Genomic DNA, 16,049 nt, shown 5'->3' with positions numbered 1-16,049 from the left:
ATTTCAATTTTTGTGTTCGGTTTTTCTTCTTTACTTTTACATTTCAGGGACAATACGATGCGTTAGAATTTATCCTGAAAAATTGTTTAACTTTTCGGAGGAAAATAAAGTAACTATCTTAAAGCACTTTCCGACAATGAAGGAGGAAGCGGAGTGCCCGGATTTTACACTTATGCCCTCATGTTTTGAGATTCATTGAATTAATCAGCTTGTTATGGTTATTGTTGCAAAAAATAGCATCGCATCGCATCGTTTTTTATTTTTTATCCTGTTGTTTCTGGGCTTTTCAAGTCTTCAGGCAGCCGTTAAAAGAATTGGGGTTCCGGTAATTCAGAATTTCGAACGTTCGGTATATCATGCCGGTACACAAAATTGGGGAATTGCACAGGGAAGTAACGGGGTGATGTATTATGGCAATAACAGTGGCTTGCTCCGTTACGACGGGCAGTTTTGGAACAGCTTTTCATCTCCCAATGGTTCGAACATCCGTTCGGTGTTTTTTTCCGAAGAGAAACAACGCTTGTTTGTTGGTGCTTACAACGAGTTTGGCTATTATATCAATGACTCCATTGGACATCCGGAGTACATCTCACTCTTACCGCTGATTCCCGAAATTCATCGCCAGTTTGGTGATGTGTGGAAAATTCATGAAACCGCACATGGTGTTGTATTTCAGTCGTTTGAAGGAATGTACATCTACGATGGACAGCAAATTGAAGTGATAGTGCCTCGCAGCACCTTCCATTTTTCCTATTATGTCAACGGAGTACTTTATGTTCACGACCGTGAAAATGGCCTGCTGGAATATCGAAATGGTTTTCTGAGAAAAATTCCCGGAAGCGATTTCTTTATCCACCTCGAAGTGTGGACCATGTTAGCGCTTAATAACGACGAATTGCTGATTGGTACGGCCCGTGACGGACTCTTTGTGTACGATGGGCTTAGCCTGAAACCCTGGGAGACGCCTGTTAATCCCCTGTTGAAAGAATACCAGATCTACTCCAGCTCCCTAATCGATGACGAACATTTTGCCTTTGGAACCATTCAGAATGGACTGATTATCTGTAACCGGCAGGGTGATGTGATTCAGATGATTAACCGGGAAAAAGGCTTGCAAAACAATACCATTCTCAGCATGTGCCTCGACATTGACGGCAATTTATGGCTCGGGCTCGACAATGGTATCGACTATGTTGAAATCAATTCGCCCATTACGCTGTTACAGGATTTTTACGATTTTGGTACGGGCTATACTTCGATCGCTTTTAACGATACCCTTTATCTGGGTACCAACCAGGGGCTTTTTTATTGTAAGCTGTCCGATTTTAAAAAGCCGAACCTGAGTGCTGCCGATTTTAAGATGGTCAAAAATACCTCGGGGCAGGTTTGGAGCCTGCAGGTGATCGAAGGCCGGCTTTTTTGCGGGCACAATAATGGAAGTTATCTAATCGATGGTGACTTTGGTATCCAAATGAACGACATTCCGGGCTGTTGGGCTTATCATGCTGTAAAAGGACACAACAACTGGTACCTCGAAGGTACCTACGATGGTGTTGAACTATGTCGTTTCGAAGAAGGCGTGATGAAACATGTGGCCAATGTTCCGGGAGTCGATTATTCGTGCCAGGAAATGGAGGTGGTCGATGATCGTTATGTGTGGATCAGTCATGCTTTTAACGGGGTTAAACTGTTTCGTTTAACGCCAGCGCTCGATAGCCTGGTGCTGGTGAAACAATTTACTGCCGACGACGGGCTGCCGGCCAGTTATCTGAACAAGGTAAAGCGCATGGCCAGTGGTGATGTCTTGCTCACCACCGACGACGGAATTTATCAGTACAACCCGGTAAAAGACAATTTCTTTCGTTCGGCCTACTACAATAAGTTATTTCAGGAACAGGACATTCAGTTTATTCAGGAAGACCAGCACATGAACATCTGGTACGTAACCCGCAACAATGAAGGCGGCGTACTACGGCTGCTCGAAGATGGAACCTATTCCAATGTGTCTTTTCCTTTTAACAAGCTGAAAGGAAGATTTATAGGCAGTTTCTTCCATTTTAACGTAATCGACGATACCAATGTACTGATTGCACTTGAAAAAGGCTATGCTCATTACAACCCTAAAATGATCATGGATTATCGACGGGGCTATCATGCAGCCATTCATTCGGTGGCCTTGCTGGGAAGCGGTGAGGTGCTTTATAACGGCGTATTGTTCGGGCAGGATACGGGCCCCGTTGATGATACTCCACAAATTGCTTATCGCGAAAATTCACTGCGTTTCACTTTTTCGGCACTTTTTTACGAGGGGAACAGCGAAACTCTTTTTTCCTACCAGCTCGAAGGCTTTGATGAGGATTGGTCGGACTGGCAAACGCCGGCTTTGAAGGAATATACCAACCTTCCCGATGGCGATTTCATTTTCAGGGTACGCAGCAGGAATAAGTACGATGTGATCTCCGAAGCCGAAGCCTTCCATTTTACCATTCTTCCGCCCTGGTATAAGTCAACCGGCGCCATTATCGGGTATTTTATCCTTTTTCTGTTTTTTATCTGGTTCTGGATTTATCTCTTTCTGAAAAGGGTGGAAAAAAGTCGCTTGAAAGAACAGGCCATTCAAAAAAAGAAATACCAGGAAAGAGAAGAAAAGCTGAAACGCGATGCCCTCGAAGCCGAAAAGGAAATCATTCGACTGCGCAACGACAAGCTAAGAGCCGAAATGATTCATAAAGACAAGGAACTGGCCAACTCGGCAATGAACCTGGTTCAGAAGAACAAGCAACTCAACAAGATGAAAGCCGAATTGAAAAAAATTCAGTCGGAAATCAGGGAGGAGTTGGTGAAAAGCCGCATTGGAATGATGATACGGAAAATAGAAAAGGAAACCAGCAATGATGAATCGTGGTCGGTTTTTGAAACCAATTTTGAGCAGGTTCACGAAGACTTCCTGAAGCGCCTGCGTGAAAAACATCCCAACATTACCCCCAAAGAACTCAAATTATCGGCTTATCTTCGCATGAACATTTCGAGCAAGGAAATTGCGGCACTGATGAACATCACCACCAGAGGGGTGGAAATCAGTCGTTACCGTTTAAGAAAGAAATTTGACCTCGACCGGGCACAAAACCTGATCGATTACATACTTTCCATTTAGCAGCCACAACACAATGGTCGCTTTAACTACTTCGTTTGAGTAATTACATTATTTTAACATGAGCTATTTCATCAAAATATAAAGCACACTATATCAGTAGAGTAAAAAAATAGTGATGTGTTTTTGATGTGTTAATAAATGTCAAAGAGTGAGTTTTTGTTGCAGCACTTAATTTGACATTGTAATGCCGATTCCCTTCTTTTGATTCAGAATTTTTCTAACGCATTAGCAAATTTTAAAATGTAAAGCCATTTTTTCAATTCGAAACGATGGCAATGATCTAACAAATTTAAAAACTGATGAAAAAAGGACTGCTTTTATTAATGTTTTTTGTACTGTACAGCATAGCTTATGCACAACAGTATACAGTTACCGGAACGGTAACATCGGCTGACGATGGTAGCCCGCTACCGGGAGTCAGTATCGCAGTGAAGGGAACCACCACCGGTACCATTACCGACGTGGATGGTAATTATTCCATTGCACTGCAGGAGTCTGATGTGACCCTGTTGTTTGCCTTTGTGGGCATGACATCACAGGAGATCGATGTAAACGGCCGCACTTCAATTGATGTACAGCTTGAATCGGCTACGCTCGATGTAGATGAAGTGGTAGTAGTTGGTTATGGTGTTCAAAAGAAGAGTGTGGTAACCGCTGCCATAAGTCGTGTTACCGAAGAGGATCTCGACCAGGCCAAACCTTCACGGGTGGAAGATGTGCTGAAAGGCCGGGTTGCCGGTGTTCAGATTACTCAAAGTTCAGGTCAGCCCGGTTCCGATTCGAAAGTTCGTATCCGTGGTATTGGTACTGTAAATAACAGTGAACCACTTTACATTGTCGACGGAATGCCGGTTGATGGTGGTATCAACTACCTGAACCCTGCCGACATCCAATCGGTCGAAATTCTTAAAGATGCTGCTTCGGCGGCTATTTATGGTGCCCGTGCTGCCAACGGGGTGGTACTGATTACTACCAAGGGCGGAAAGGCTTCAGGCACTGAAAGCAATGCAAGCATCAACTACGATTTTAACTATGGCTGGCAAAATCCATGGAAAAAGCGATCGGTGTTGAATGCCAAAGAGTACATGGTGATCATGAATGAATCGCAGATCAACGATGGAAATGCTCCCCGTTACACAAATGAAGAAATTGCTGCAGCAGGCGAGGGTACCGACTGGCAGGAAGAAACTTTTAATTACGATGCCCCGGTACAAAGCCATCAGGTGAGTGTGAGCGGCGCAAGCGACAAGGCAAACTATTTCCTATCGTTTGGATATTACGACCAGGAAGGGATTGTAGGAGGTAACTTTGGAAAATCGAACTACAAACGCTATAGTGTTCGTACCAACTCAACTTACAATATTTTTGAAACCAACGACCGCAATTTCCTGAACAGGGTAAGGGCAGGTGTCAACCTGGGTTACTCAAGGGGTCAGTCAAGCGGCATTGAAACCAATTCGGAATACGGATCAATATTGGGAAGTGCGCTCACTTTTTCTCCGCTGGTACCCGTTTACGCCGATGAAGAAACAGCGGCCGATATTCTCAATCGCTATCCACATGCAGTGAAGGATGAAGAAGGAAATGTATTCTCAATCCCACCTTCAGGATTTCAGGAAATTGCCAACCCGGTTGCCATGTTGCATCAGCCCAGCAGTGGTTTGAACAACGATGACAAGTTCGTTGGTACTTTCTGGGGAGAGATCGACATTGCAGAAGGATTAAGATTCAAGAGCAGTTATGGTACCGACCTTGCTTTTTGGGGTTACGATGCTTATACTTTCCCTTACTTCCTTGCGACTCAGGGAAAATCGGTTACACAAAGTTCCGTGCAAAGCGAAATGAACCGCGGGTTCAAATGGCAGGTTGAAAATGTTTTGACCTATACCAAAACTTTTGCTGAAGTACATAACCTGACAGTGGTTGCTGGTCAGTCGGCGCAGAAATATACCTATCGCAACCTGGGCGGCGTTGACTACGATCTGCTTGAAACCGATCCAACAAAGGCCAACATCAATTCGGCCATCGCCGACCGCGATGATGAACGTGTATGGGGCGGAACCGGTGGTTACACTGCCGCAACGCTGGCTTCCTTCTTCGGTCGTGTTGATTACAACTTCGATGAAAAATACATCATCCAGGCTACCGTACGACGTGATGGTTCGTCGAACTTTGGAGCCAAAAACAAATGGGCCATTTTCCCGGCTGTTTCTGTTGGATGGAATGTGACCAATGAAGCTTTTATGGAAGATCGTCCCGACTGGTTTGATGCTTTGAAATTGCGTGCCAGCTGGGGTAAAAATGGTAACGAACGAATTGGAGCTTTTCGCTATACATCCCTCATGGATGGTGGACAAAACTACTACTTTGGAGGTGGTTACAGTGTAGCCGATGAGGCAAAAACCGGTATTATGCAATATGGAAGCTCTCCGGCGGCCATTCCGAACCCCAATGTAAAATGGGAAGAGTCGGAACAGATCGACCTTGGTTTTGAGACCCGCTTTTTCAATAATTCACTCAGCTTTGGTTTCGATTATTTCAAAAAGGAAACCAATGGAATGTTAATGGAACAACCAATTCCTGATTACGTTGGTCAGGGACGCCCCATTGCAAATGCCGGTGACATGGAAAATGAAGGTTTGGAATTTGAACTGGGTTACCGTCACACAAAAGGCGAGTTTAACTACCACATTCTGGCCAATGCTTCCTACCTGAAAAATACCCTGATTAACCTTGGCAATGCTTCAGGTGAAAATATCTATGAATCAGCCGGTGCATCGGGTGTTGGCAGCTATGTAAAAGGTGAAAATGGTGAAGTATTTCCTTATTTCTATGGCTTTAAAACCGATGGAATCTTCCAGAATCAGGAAGAAGTAGATGCCTATGTGAACAGCAATGGTGATAAATTACTGCCAAGTGCAGCACCTGGTGATGTGCGTTTTGTCGATTTCAACAATGATGGAGAAATCACCGATGCCGATAAAACAAAAATTGGCAAGGGGATGCCCGACTGGACCTTTGGTTTGACTTTAGGTGCCGACTACAAGGGCTTCGATGTGAATGTTTTCTTCCAGGGAACCCAGGGGAACGACATCTTCGACTTTGCCCAGCGTGGTGATATTCCTGCAATGAACCGTCCCAGCTGGATTCTCGACCGCTGGATTGGCGAAGGTACTTCAAATGAGATTCCGCGTGTGACATCGGCCAACCCCAACAGCAACTGGCGTTCGTCTGATCTTTATGTCAAAGACGGATCGTACATCCGACTGAAAAACATGCAGCTGGGTTATACCTTGCCGGCTGAGTTGACCCGCCGTGTATCGGTGCAGCAGCTTCGCCTTTATGTGAGTGCCGAAAACCTGCTGACCTTTACCAAATACGACGGGTTTGATCCTGAAATTGCTTCAGGTGGTTACACTACCATTGGTATCGACCGCGGTATTTATCCGCAGGCACGTACCATCTCAATTGGTGCAAACATTACATTTTAACCACGAAAACAAACATTATCGAAAATGAAAGCATATCCAATTATATTACTCATAGCTGCACTGTTCACCCTGAGCTCGTGTGGCGACGAATTCCTGACAGTTTATCCGACTGAAAAGCAGGAAGCGGGTGGCGCTGCCACCGAAGGAGCCATTTTGTCGAACCTTGCAGCAAGCTATCAGTTGCTCCTGTTCGACAGTTATGCCAACAACAACTACAATAGCATTCCGCTGATGTCCGACCTTCGTTCGGATGACATTTACAAAGGAGGAGGCGATGCAGGTGACCAGCATCAGCTTTATTTGCTGTCGCAGTTTACAGCTTCTGCCGATGAAGGTCCCTTCGGTCTTTGGAATATTTATTATACCGGACTGGCCCGTGCCAACAACGTAATTATGGCCTGCGACAATGCAGTGGATGTTGATCCTGAAAAACTGGAACAATTCCGTGCCGAAGCACATTTTCTGCGTGCATACTACATGCATTGGCTGTGGAAATTCTGGGGCAATATTCCTTATTTTGAAGAACCGCTCGAAGAGCCTTACTTAGCTCCTCAGTACACTGCCGACCAGATTTATGCCGAAATTATGGAAGATCTCGATTTTGCCTGTACCGAAGGAAAAATGCCGATGGCTGTTTCAGGTAACGACCTTGGTCGTGCCAACCGTGCTGCAGCCCTTATGTTGAAAGCCCGTGTGGTAATGTATCAGAACGACGAGTCTCGCTATGCTGAAGTAACAGCCGACATGGCCGAAATTATCAGCAGCGGTTCTTATTCCTTGTTGAACGATTTTGAAGCCCTTTGGCTCGATGAAAATGAATTCTGCGTAGAATCAATTTTCGAAAGCAATCAGCTCCCCGAAGGTAAAAACTGGGCCTCAGGATGGCAGGGTTACGGAACCAACCTTCCGGCCTTTATTTCACCCAACGCACTTGAAGTTGATGCCGACGCTCCTGTTGGAACTCCAAAAGGTGGCTGGGGATTTGGTCCGGTACGTACTTCCGCTTATGCTATGTACGAAGACGGTGATACCCGTCGCGAAGGTTCAATCAACCAATTCGATCAGGAGACTTATACCATTCGTTTTCAGGATACCGGCTTGTTCATGGCAAAATATGCTGCACGTGTAGGCTACAATCCTCCTCCGGGAGATCAGGATTTAAACTATGCCAATAACTTCCGGATTTTCCGATATGCCGAAGCCCTGCTGAATTATGCCGAATTGGTTGTAGTTCATGGTCAAAGCCCGGTAGGTGGAATTACCGCTCAGGATTGTATCGATCAGATTCGTGTTCGTGCAAAAGTGCCGGGTATCGATGCAACAGCTGAAAATATCAAGCTGGAGCGCCGTCGCGAATTTTTGGGCGAAGGCATTCGATTTTGGGATGTGGTTCGCTGGGGCGATACCAATCTGTTGAACGACAATGACGATAAAAGTCAGCGTACCTGGAAAGACAGTCAGAAATACCTGCCCATACCTCAAAGCGAAATTGATAAAACAGCAGGTACCGAATTTGAACTGGTTCAAAATCCACTGTAGTTGTGAATCAATAACATAGAAAAAATAATCAGATGAAAAATATATTGAAAACAGGAATTGCAGTGTTACTATCACTTTTTGTGATGTTTGCCTGCGAGCCGATGGAAAACGACGAATATGAATTGGGACCGACCCCCACGGCTGAACAACTATCGTTTGAGAAAAGTGGTGATGGAAACATCCTGCAATTCACCAATACTTCATCAGTTTCGGGTGTGGCTATCTGGGACTTGGGAAACGGGTCCAAAGGAAAAGGTGAAAGCGTTGAAGCGCAATATCCTTTCGCCGGAAACTATACGGTGACAATGACCCTTTATACTTCGGGCGGATCGGCTCAAATTACACAGGAGCTCGTCATTGCCGAAGACGATATGGCACTTTTGAATACGCCCGGTTATACTGCCCTTACCGGTGGTGCCGATAACCTGGAAGGAAAAACCTGGGTGTTCGACCAGTACCACGACGGTCACTTTGGTGTAGGACCTTTCGATGCTGCAACTCCCTCGTGGTGGAGCGCACCGGCCGAAGCCAAAACCGGTTCAAGCCTTTATACCCAGGAATTTACTTTTACCCAGGTAGGCGTGAAACTCGAATGGACCAACAACGGTTATGTTTATACCAATGGCCCTGGTAAAGATGCCCTTGGTGGAGAATTCATCGAAAACCCGGGTGGTGTTGGCGACTTCGACGTAGCATATCAAACCAACGACAGCTACAACTTCACCCTCAATGAAGTGGATAATACTTTGACCCTTAGCGACGGAGCATTCTTCGGTTTTTATACCGGTTCTTCAACTTTCGAAATACTTTCACTTACCGAAACCGAATTGTATGTGAAATGTGTTAGCGTGGTTGAACCAGGAAATGGCTGGTGGTTCAGATTGATTCCTAAGGAATTAAATGTTAAACCAGTTGAAGAAATTGTACTAAAGGCCCAGCCGCTGCTCGAAGATTTTGAAGGGGCTAACAGTGTTACTTTCAATTTTGAAGACATGGGTGCAAACACCAGTCATTCATGGTCGAATCCTGCACCTTTCGGAATCAATACTTCGTCGAAAGTATTCCTTTACGAAAAAAGCAGTGCTTTTTATTCCAATATTTTCTATGTAGCCGATGGATATAAATTCGATCTTAGCGAGGTGAACAAGATTCGCGTTAAAGTATTTATTCCATCGTACAACGACTATGAAACGGTAAACGACGTAGCAGGAGAATGGATTTCAATTAACCAGCTCAAGCCTCAGCTCGCTGTTAAATTGCAAAATACGGCTAAAGGTGGAAGTGCCTGGGAAACGCAAACCGAAATCATTCATGGCAATCTCGAAATGGATAAATGGCTCGACCTGGAATTCGATTTCAGTAATGTAGCCGATCGCGAGGACTACGATAAAATTGTGATCCAGTTTGGACAGGAAGGTCATACCGGAACTGGTATTTTCTTCTTCGACGATTTTTCGTTCGATAAGTAAGCAATTGATAGAACAGAATTAAAGGGCAGCAGCAGCTAAACTGCTGTCCTTTTTTACTTTTACTGTATAAAGAAAATAAAGAGATGAAAAGGAGAAATTTTATCACCGTGATTGTACTGTTTGCTACAGTACAGCTAATTGTTGCTTGCTCTGGTGTAAAATCAGGCGGGAGCGATCCTGTTGAGGAAAAGGTGAAAGCATTGCTGGCACAGATGACACTTGAAGAAAAGCTGGGTCAAATGGTACAAACCAATTACGAGGGTGAGCCTTCAACCTGGAGCGAAGCATTGCAGAACGGGGAAATTGGATCATTCCTGAATGTAGATGCATCGGCAACTACCGCCAACGAACTGCAGCGCATTGCAGTAGAAGAGAGCCGTTTGGGAATTCCTCTGTTGATTGGCCGTGATGTTATCCATGGTTACAAAACAATTTTCCCCATTCCATTGGGCCTGGCTGCTTCGTGGAGTACCGATAATGCCAGACTGGCCATGTCGGTTTCGGCTCGTGAAGCTTCATCAAACGGTGTGAACTGGACTTTTGCCCCGATGATTGATATTACCTGGGACCCACGCTGGGGCCGTATTGCCGAAAGTTGTGGCGAAGATCCCTATCTGGCAAGTCAGCTGGCAGTGGCCATGGTTGAAGGTTTTCAGGGCGATCCGGCCGATCCGCATACCATTGCTGCCTGTGCTAAGCATTATGTCGGTTATGGTGCCTCAGAAGCAGGCCGTGACTACAACACCACCTACATTCCCGAAGCTTTGTTGCGTAATGTACACCTGCGTCCGTTTAAAGCAGCAGCCGATGCCGGTTGCTTAACATTTATGTCGGCCTTTAACGATCTGAATGGCGTACCAACCAGTGGCAATTATTTCACACTTCGCACCATCCTGAGGGATGAGTGGAATTATAAGGGAATGGTAGTAAGCGACTGGGCATCGATTGAAGAAATGATTGCTCATGGTTATGCCGCCGATGAAAAGGAAGCTGCCCACAGGGCCATAGCAGCCGGAGTCGATATGGAAATGGCGTCACGTTGTTACGACAACCTGAAGGTGCTCCTCGATGAAGGCAAAATAGATGAAAAACTGATCGACGAAAGTGTTGCCAATATTTTACGGGTTAAATTCAAGCTGGGCTTGTTCGATAATCCCTACACCGAAGAAGGGCTTGCTGAAAAGGTAATTTTGAATAGTGAGCATCTCGATGCTGCCCGTAAGGTGGCACGCGAAAGCATGGTACTGTTGAAAAACGAGCAACAATTGTTGCCTCTTAATCCTTCGCAAAAGGTAGCTTTGATTGGCCCCATGGCCAATGCTCCCCACGATCAGATGGGTACCTGGGTATTTGATGGAGATGGTGACAATTCAGTGACTCCATTCGAAGCTTTTAGTGAGTTGTTGGGTAATAAGATGAAATATAGTGCCGGACTGGAATACAGTCGTGATAAAAGCAAAAGTGGATTCAGCAGTGCCTTGGCAGCTGCACGTCAATCGGACGTTATTGTATTTGTTGCAGGTGAAGAATCCGGCTTGTCTGGCGAATCGAATTCAAGAGGGATCATCAATCTGCCCGGTATTCAAAGTGAACTGATTGCCGAACTGGCCAAAACCGGAAAGCCAATTGTACTGGTTGTAATGGCCGGTCGTCCGCTGGCCATCGCTCCCGAAATTGAAGCAAGCGGAGCCGTTGTATATGCATGGCATCCGGGTACCATGGGCGGACCTGCCCTGGCCGATGTGCTCTATGGTGTACACAATCCTTCGGGCAAGCTGCCTGTCACCTTCGTTAAAGGGGCCGGTCAGATTCCTTTTTACTATTACCGTAAAAACACCGGACGTCCGTCCGATCCTGCACAAATTGTGTACATCGATGATATTCCGCGTAATTCAGAACAATTGTCGCTGGGCTTTAAATCGCATCACATCGACTACGGAATTACCCCCTTGTTCCCCTTTGGCTATGGACTGTCGTATACTACTTTTGAATACAGCGATGTGGCTTTGTCAACCACACAGATGACAATGTCCGAAACCCTTGTTGCTTCATGTACTGTTACCAATACGGGGATGCTTGAAGGTACTGAGACAGTTCAGTTGTACGTTCGCGACATTGCGGCCAGCCTTACCCGCCCGATCAAGGAACTAAAAGCCTATGAACAGGTAATTCTGGCACCAGGCGAGTCAAAAACCATCAGCTTTGAGTTGAGTGCAAGTGACTTTGAATTCTTTAACGGGGAAACTTACCTTAGCGAGCCGGGGATGTTCAATTTGTGGATTGCGACCAATTCGGATGCAGGCTCACCGCTTGAATTCGAACTGATTAATTAATAATTTATTCGATTGTTTGAATGGCATAACAGTCAATCAGACAATCGAATTAAAAACCTGACCAATGAGAAATATACTGATAATAATGTTGCTTGCTGTTGTTTTCTTTTCATGCAATACACAGCAAACTGATAAATATGAGTTGGTTTGGAGCGATGAGTTTGAATATGAAGGCTTACCCGATTCAAGCAAATGGAGTTACGACACTGTCGGTAACGAATGGGGCTGGGGTAACCGGGAATTACAGCATTATACATCCCACAACTTATCCAATGCCATTGTAAGCGACGGAAAACTAAAAATTATTGCCCGCAAACAGGCATGGGAAGGGAAGAATTACACCTCGGCAAGGCTCATTACCAAAGAAAAGGGCGATTGGCTGTATGGTCGTTTCGACATCAAAGCAAAGCTGCCCGACGGACGAGGTTTATGGCCTGCAATATGGATGCTGCCTACCGACTGGGAATATGGAGGGTGGCCACAGAGTGGTGAAATCGACATCATGGAAAATGTGGGATACGATCCCGATACCATCGTGGCTTCGGTGCATACAGCCAGCTACAATCACAGGCTGGGTACCCACCGGAATAACAAAGTCTCACTACCCGACAATCGTGAAAAATTTCATATTTACAGTATTGAGTGGGAACCTGAAGTGATCAGGGGACTGGTCGACAGCAAGGTCTATTTTACTTTCGAAAAGGAAGCCGATAATCCTGATGTTTGGCCTTTCGACAAACGTTTTCATTTATTATTAAACATTGCTGTCGGTGGCGATTGGGGTGGACAAAAAGGTATCGATGAAGAAATTTTTCCGGCGACAATGGAAATTGAGTATGTGAGGGTTTATCAGTTGAAAGATTCTTTGCAGTAGAAGCATCTTGATCAATGATATTTTCAGTTAGTTTAAATCGATAGTGATTAGTTTTTCATAGGTTAAATTAGATGTTACCATGTCATTAGCGACATGTTTGTCCAGGGGTTGCTGCTTCATTATGAACGGCAACCTTTGTGCTTTATTCGATGGGTAACCAATACGTAAATTCAAGAAAATGAATGCTATTAAAGTAAAGAGAATGATGCTGATTGCGGTCGCTCTGCTTTTGTCCTTCTATGTCAGGTCAGAAAACAAATTCCTGCATGCAAGCGGGAAAGTTATAAAAGATGCCAATGGTAAGGAAGTATTGCTTCGTGGCATGGGGCTTGGAGGCTGGATGTTGCAGGAGGGTTACATGCTCGAAACGTCACGCTTCGCCGGTCCGCAACATCAGATTGAATCAATTATTGAAAAAACAATTGGGACCGAAGCCATGCTTGCCTTTTACGATGCCTGGCTGGCGAACTATTGCACCCGGCAGGATGTCGACTCAATGGCGGCCTGGGGTTTTAACTCCATACGCCTGCCCATGCATTATAAGCTGTTTACACTTCCCATCGAAGAGGAACCAATCAAGGGTGAAGATACCTGGCTTTCCAAAGGTTTTATCATGATCGACTCGCTGCTCAGCTGGTGTGAAGCCAACGAAATGTACCTGATTCTCGATTTGCATGCTGCACCGGGCGGTCAGGGCAAAGATGCCAACATTTCGGATTACGATCCTGAAAAACCGTCGTTGTGGGAGAGTGCCGAAAACCGCCGGAAAACCATGGCTCTTTGGACCAAACTGGCTGAACGCTATAAGGATGAACCGTGGATGGGAGGCTACGATCTCATCAACGAACCCAACTGGGATTTCGACAATGCAGGCAACAAAAATGGCTGTAACTGCGAAAAAAATGAATTACTGTGGAGCTTTTATGGCGAAACCATCAGGGCCATTCGCGAAGTGGATAAAAACCATCTGCTAATCATCGAAGGCAACTGTTGGGGAAACAATTATAAGAACATGCCTCACCCGGCCACTTTCGACAATAACCTGGTGATGAGCTTTCATAAATACTGGAACTACAACAGCCTGCCAGAAATTCAGTATATTCTTGATTATAGGGAGCAATACAAGGTGCCGGTTTGGCTGGGCGAATCGGGTGAAAACTCAAACACCTGGTTTACCAACGCCATTGCCCTGCTCGAAGCACACCAGATAGGATGGGCCTGGTGGCCCTACAAAAAGATTGCCTCGGTTACCGGAACGGTAACTATTCCCAAGACTGAAGGTTATCAAAAGCTGCTCGATTACTGGAATGGAAACGGAAAGGAACCCGATCGTGCTCAGGCTGCCGACTGGCTCATGGAACAGGCCGAAATGATGAAGTTGAACCACTGCATCATTCGTTACGATGTAATCGATGCCATGTTCCGTCAGGCGCAGGGCGACCGTTCGGCCAAAGCTTTTAAAAAGCACAGCATTCCGGGAAAAATCAATGCGGTCGATTACGATTTGGGTGCCAATCGCCTGGCTTATTTCGACTCCGATACCGCCAATTACCGGACTTCAACCGGAAAGAATACAACCTGGAACAAGGGACGTTCTTACCGCAACGACGGGGTCGATATTTCGGTCAGTATTGATAATGATTTCTATGTAGGATGGACCGAAACCGGCGAATGGCTGCACTATACGGTCACAATTCAGAAGGGTGCAAACTTTCAACTCAACATCACTTATGCTTCGGCCGAAAAGCAGGGTAAAATCGGGCTTGAGCTGCCGGGAAACAAGGAGCTGGAAGTTACACTACCTTCAACGGGAGGCGATCAGGAATGGCAGAACATTAGCATCGATAATGTGAATTTGCCAGAAGGTACCCATCAGCTGAAAGTGCTTGTACGCAAAGGTGGCTTCAACCTGAAAGGGCTTCATTTTGTGAAACAATGAATTGATTAGCCGCCAACTGATAGCACTGCTGGAGTAATAAAGCGAATTAACCGAGTTTTAACAACTTTATGTTTTTCTGCAATCCTGAATTGTTTAAATTTGAAAGATTCAGAAAAACATAGCTTGATGGGAAAATTATTACTGGGTGTATTGTTGCTTTTTTCTTCCACTTTATTTGGGCAAACAAGCAAAAGCTGGCCTAATTCGCGGGGGAATGTAAAACTACACGGAATTACTTCGGCTTCGTTTCCACAGTCGGTACAGCTGCAGTGGACCTTCGATGCCGATGGTATTTTTAAGGCGGCACCGGTAATTCATGACAATAAAATTGTGGTGGGAAGCACCAACGGAACCGTGTATTGCCTGAATTTTCAGGGTGACTCTTTATGGGGCTTTGCAACAGACAATGCCATTGAAGCACCCGCTTTGATTGATGACGGCCTGGTTTTTATTGGCAATCTTTCGGGGACACTCTTTGCGCTCGATCTGGAAACAGGCAAACAACGCTGGGCCTATCATAGCGAAAATCAGATCATGGGAGCGCCAACCCTTATAAACTACCAGGGAGAAAAAATTCTGGCTGTGGGCAGCTACGACTATTACCTTCATGGAATCAATGCCCGAACCGGTGCTTCACGCTGGAAATACGAAACAGATAATTTTCTGAACAGTGCTCCTGCGCTGAGCGTCGATCAGGCTGTTTTTGGCGGTTGCGACGGCTTTCTGCATCAGGTAAACATGCTCACAGGCAAGTTACAGGCGAAGATCGAAGTAGCTACCTATGTGGCTTCATCACCTGCCGTGCTGGGTAATCGGGCCTACATTGGCGATTACGACGGAGGCTTTACCTGCATCGACCTTCAGCAGGAAAAAATAATCTGGAGGTACCAGAATCCCGATAACGACCTGCCCTTTATCGCTTCTCCCTCGTTACTTAGCGACAAAGTGCTGATCGGTAGCCGGGATAAATTTCTGTACTGTTTCAATACCGAAAATGGACAACTGCTTTGGAAACGCAATACCGGCAGTCGCATCGACGCTTCCACAGTAGTCAATCGCCATCAGGTGCTGGTGGTGAATATGCGTGGCGACCTGATGCTACTGAATCATAGCGATGGTTCCGAAATATGGACCTACCAGCTGGGGACGGGTGTGATCAATACGCCGGCGGTAATTGAAAATACCATAGTAGTGGCCGCCAGCGATGGAAATGTTTACTTCTTTTCCCAACCATAACAAATGTGTTTTGT

At 45.6% G+C, this 16,049-nt stretch carries 8 protein-coding genes; all 8 read left to right on the top strand.

The genetic code is table 11. From position 1 onward, the window contains the following. Positions 1–214: 214 nt before the first annotated feature. The 8 genes from FHS86_RS00660 (at position 215) to FHS86_RS00625 (ending at position 16,035) form a co-directional block, all read left to right on the top strand. The gene (locus FHS86_RS00660; RefSeq protein WP_429410055.1) at positions 215–3,154 is read left to right on the top strand and encodes a triple tyrosine motif-containing protein; all 2,940 of its coding nucleotides are present in this window, start codon (positions 215–217) and stop codon (positions 3,152–3,154) included. A 299-nt stretch (positions 3,155–3,453) separates the two neighbouring features. Continuing rightward, on the top strand, positions 3,454–6,645 hold the full coding sequence (locus FHS86_RS00655; RefSeq protein WP_429410053.1) for a SusC/RagA family TonB-linked outer membrane protein: 3,192 nt from the start codon (positions 3,454–3,456) through the stop codon (positions 6,643–6,645). Between the two features lie 24 nt (positions 6,646–6,669). After that, positions 6,670–8,184, top strand: coding sequence for a RagB/SusD family nutrient uptake outer membrane protein (locus tag FHS86_RS00650; protein WP_429410051.1), 1,515 nt, complete (start codon positions 6,670–6,672; stop codon positions 8,182–8,184). Positions 8,185–8,216: 32 nt separating this feature from the next. Next, on the top strand, positions 8,217–9,653 hold the full coding sequence (locus FHS86_RS00645) for a PKD domain-containing protein (RefSeq protein ID WP_429410049.1): 1,437 nt from the start codon (positions 8,217–8,219) through the stop codon (positions 9,651–9,653). Positions 9,654–9,736: 83 nt separating this feature from the next. Next, the gene (locus tag FHS86_RS00640; protein WP_429410047.1) at positions 9,737–11,986 is read left to right on the top strand and encodes a glycoside hydrolase family 3 N-terminal domain-containing protein; all 2,250 of its coding nucleotides are present in this window, start codon (positions 9,737–9,739) and stop codon (positions 11,984–11,986) included. A 64-nt stretch (positions 11,987–12,050) separates the two neighbouring features. Continuing rightward, on the top strand, positions 12,051–12,860 hold the full coding sequence (locus FHS86_RS00635; protein WP_429410045.1) for a glycoside hydrolase family 16 protein: 810 nt from the start codon (positions 12,051–12,053) through the stop codon (positions 12,858–12,860). A gap of 178 nt (positions 12,861–13,038) precedes the next feature. Continuing rightward, the gene (locus tag FHS86_RS00630; RefSeq protein ID WP_429410043.1) at positions 13,039–14,799 is read left to right on the top strand and encodes a cellulase family glycosylhydrolase; all 1,761 of its coding nucleotides are present in this window, start codon (positions 13,039–13,041) and stop codon (positions 14,797–14,799) included. Positions 14,800–14,925: 126 nt separating this feature from the next. Continuing rightward, entirely contained in the window at positions 14,926–16,035 is a 1,110-nt protein-coding gene (locus tag FHS86_RS00625) for an outer membrane protein assembly factor BamB family protein (RefSeq protein WP_429410041.1), read from the top strand. The last annotated feature ends 14 nt before the right edge of the window (positions 16,036–16,049 follow it).

This window comes from Roseimarinus sediminis (assembly GCF_050433125.1).
Classification (GTDB): Bacteria; Bacteroidota; Bacteroidia; order Bacteroidales; family Prolixibacteraceae; genus Roseimarinus; species Roseimarinus sediminis.
This window is presented reverse-complemented; position numbering and strand designations above follow the sequence as displayed.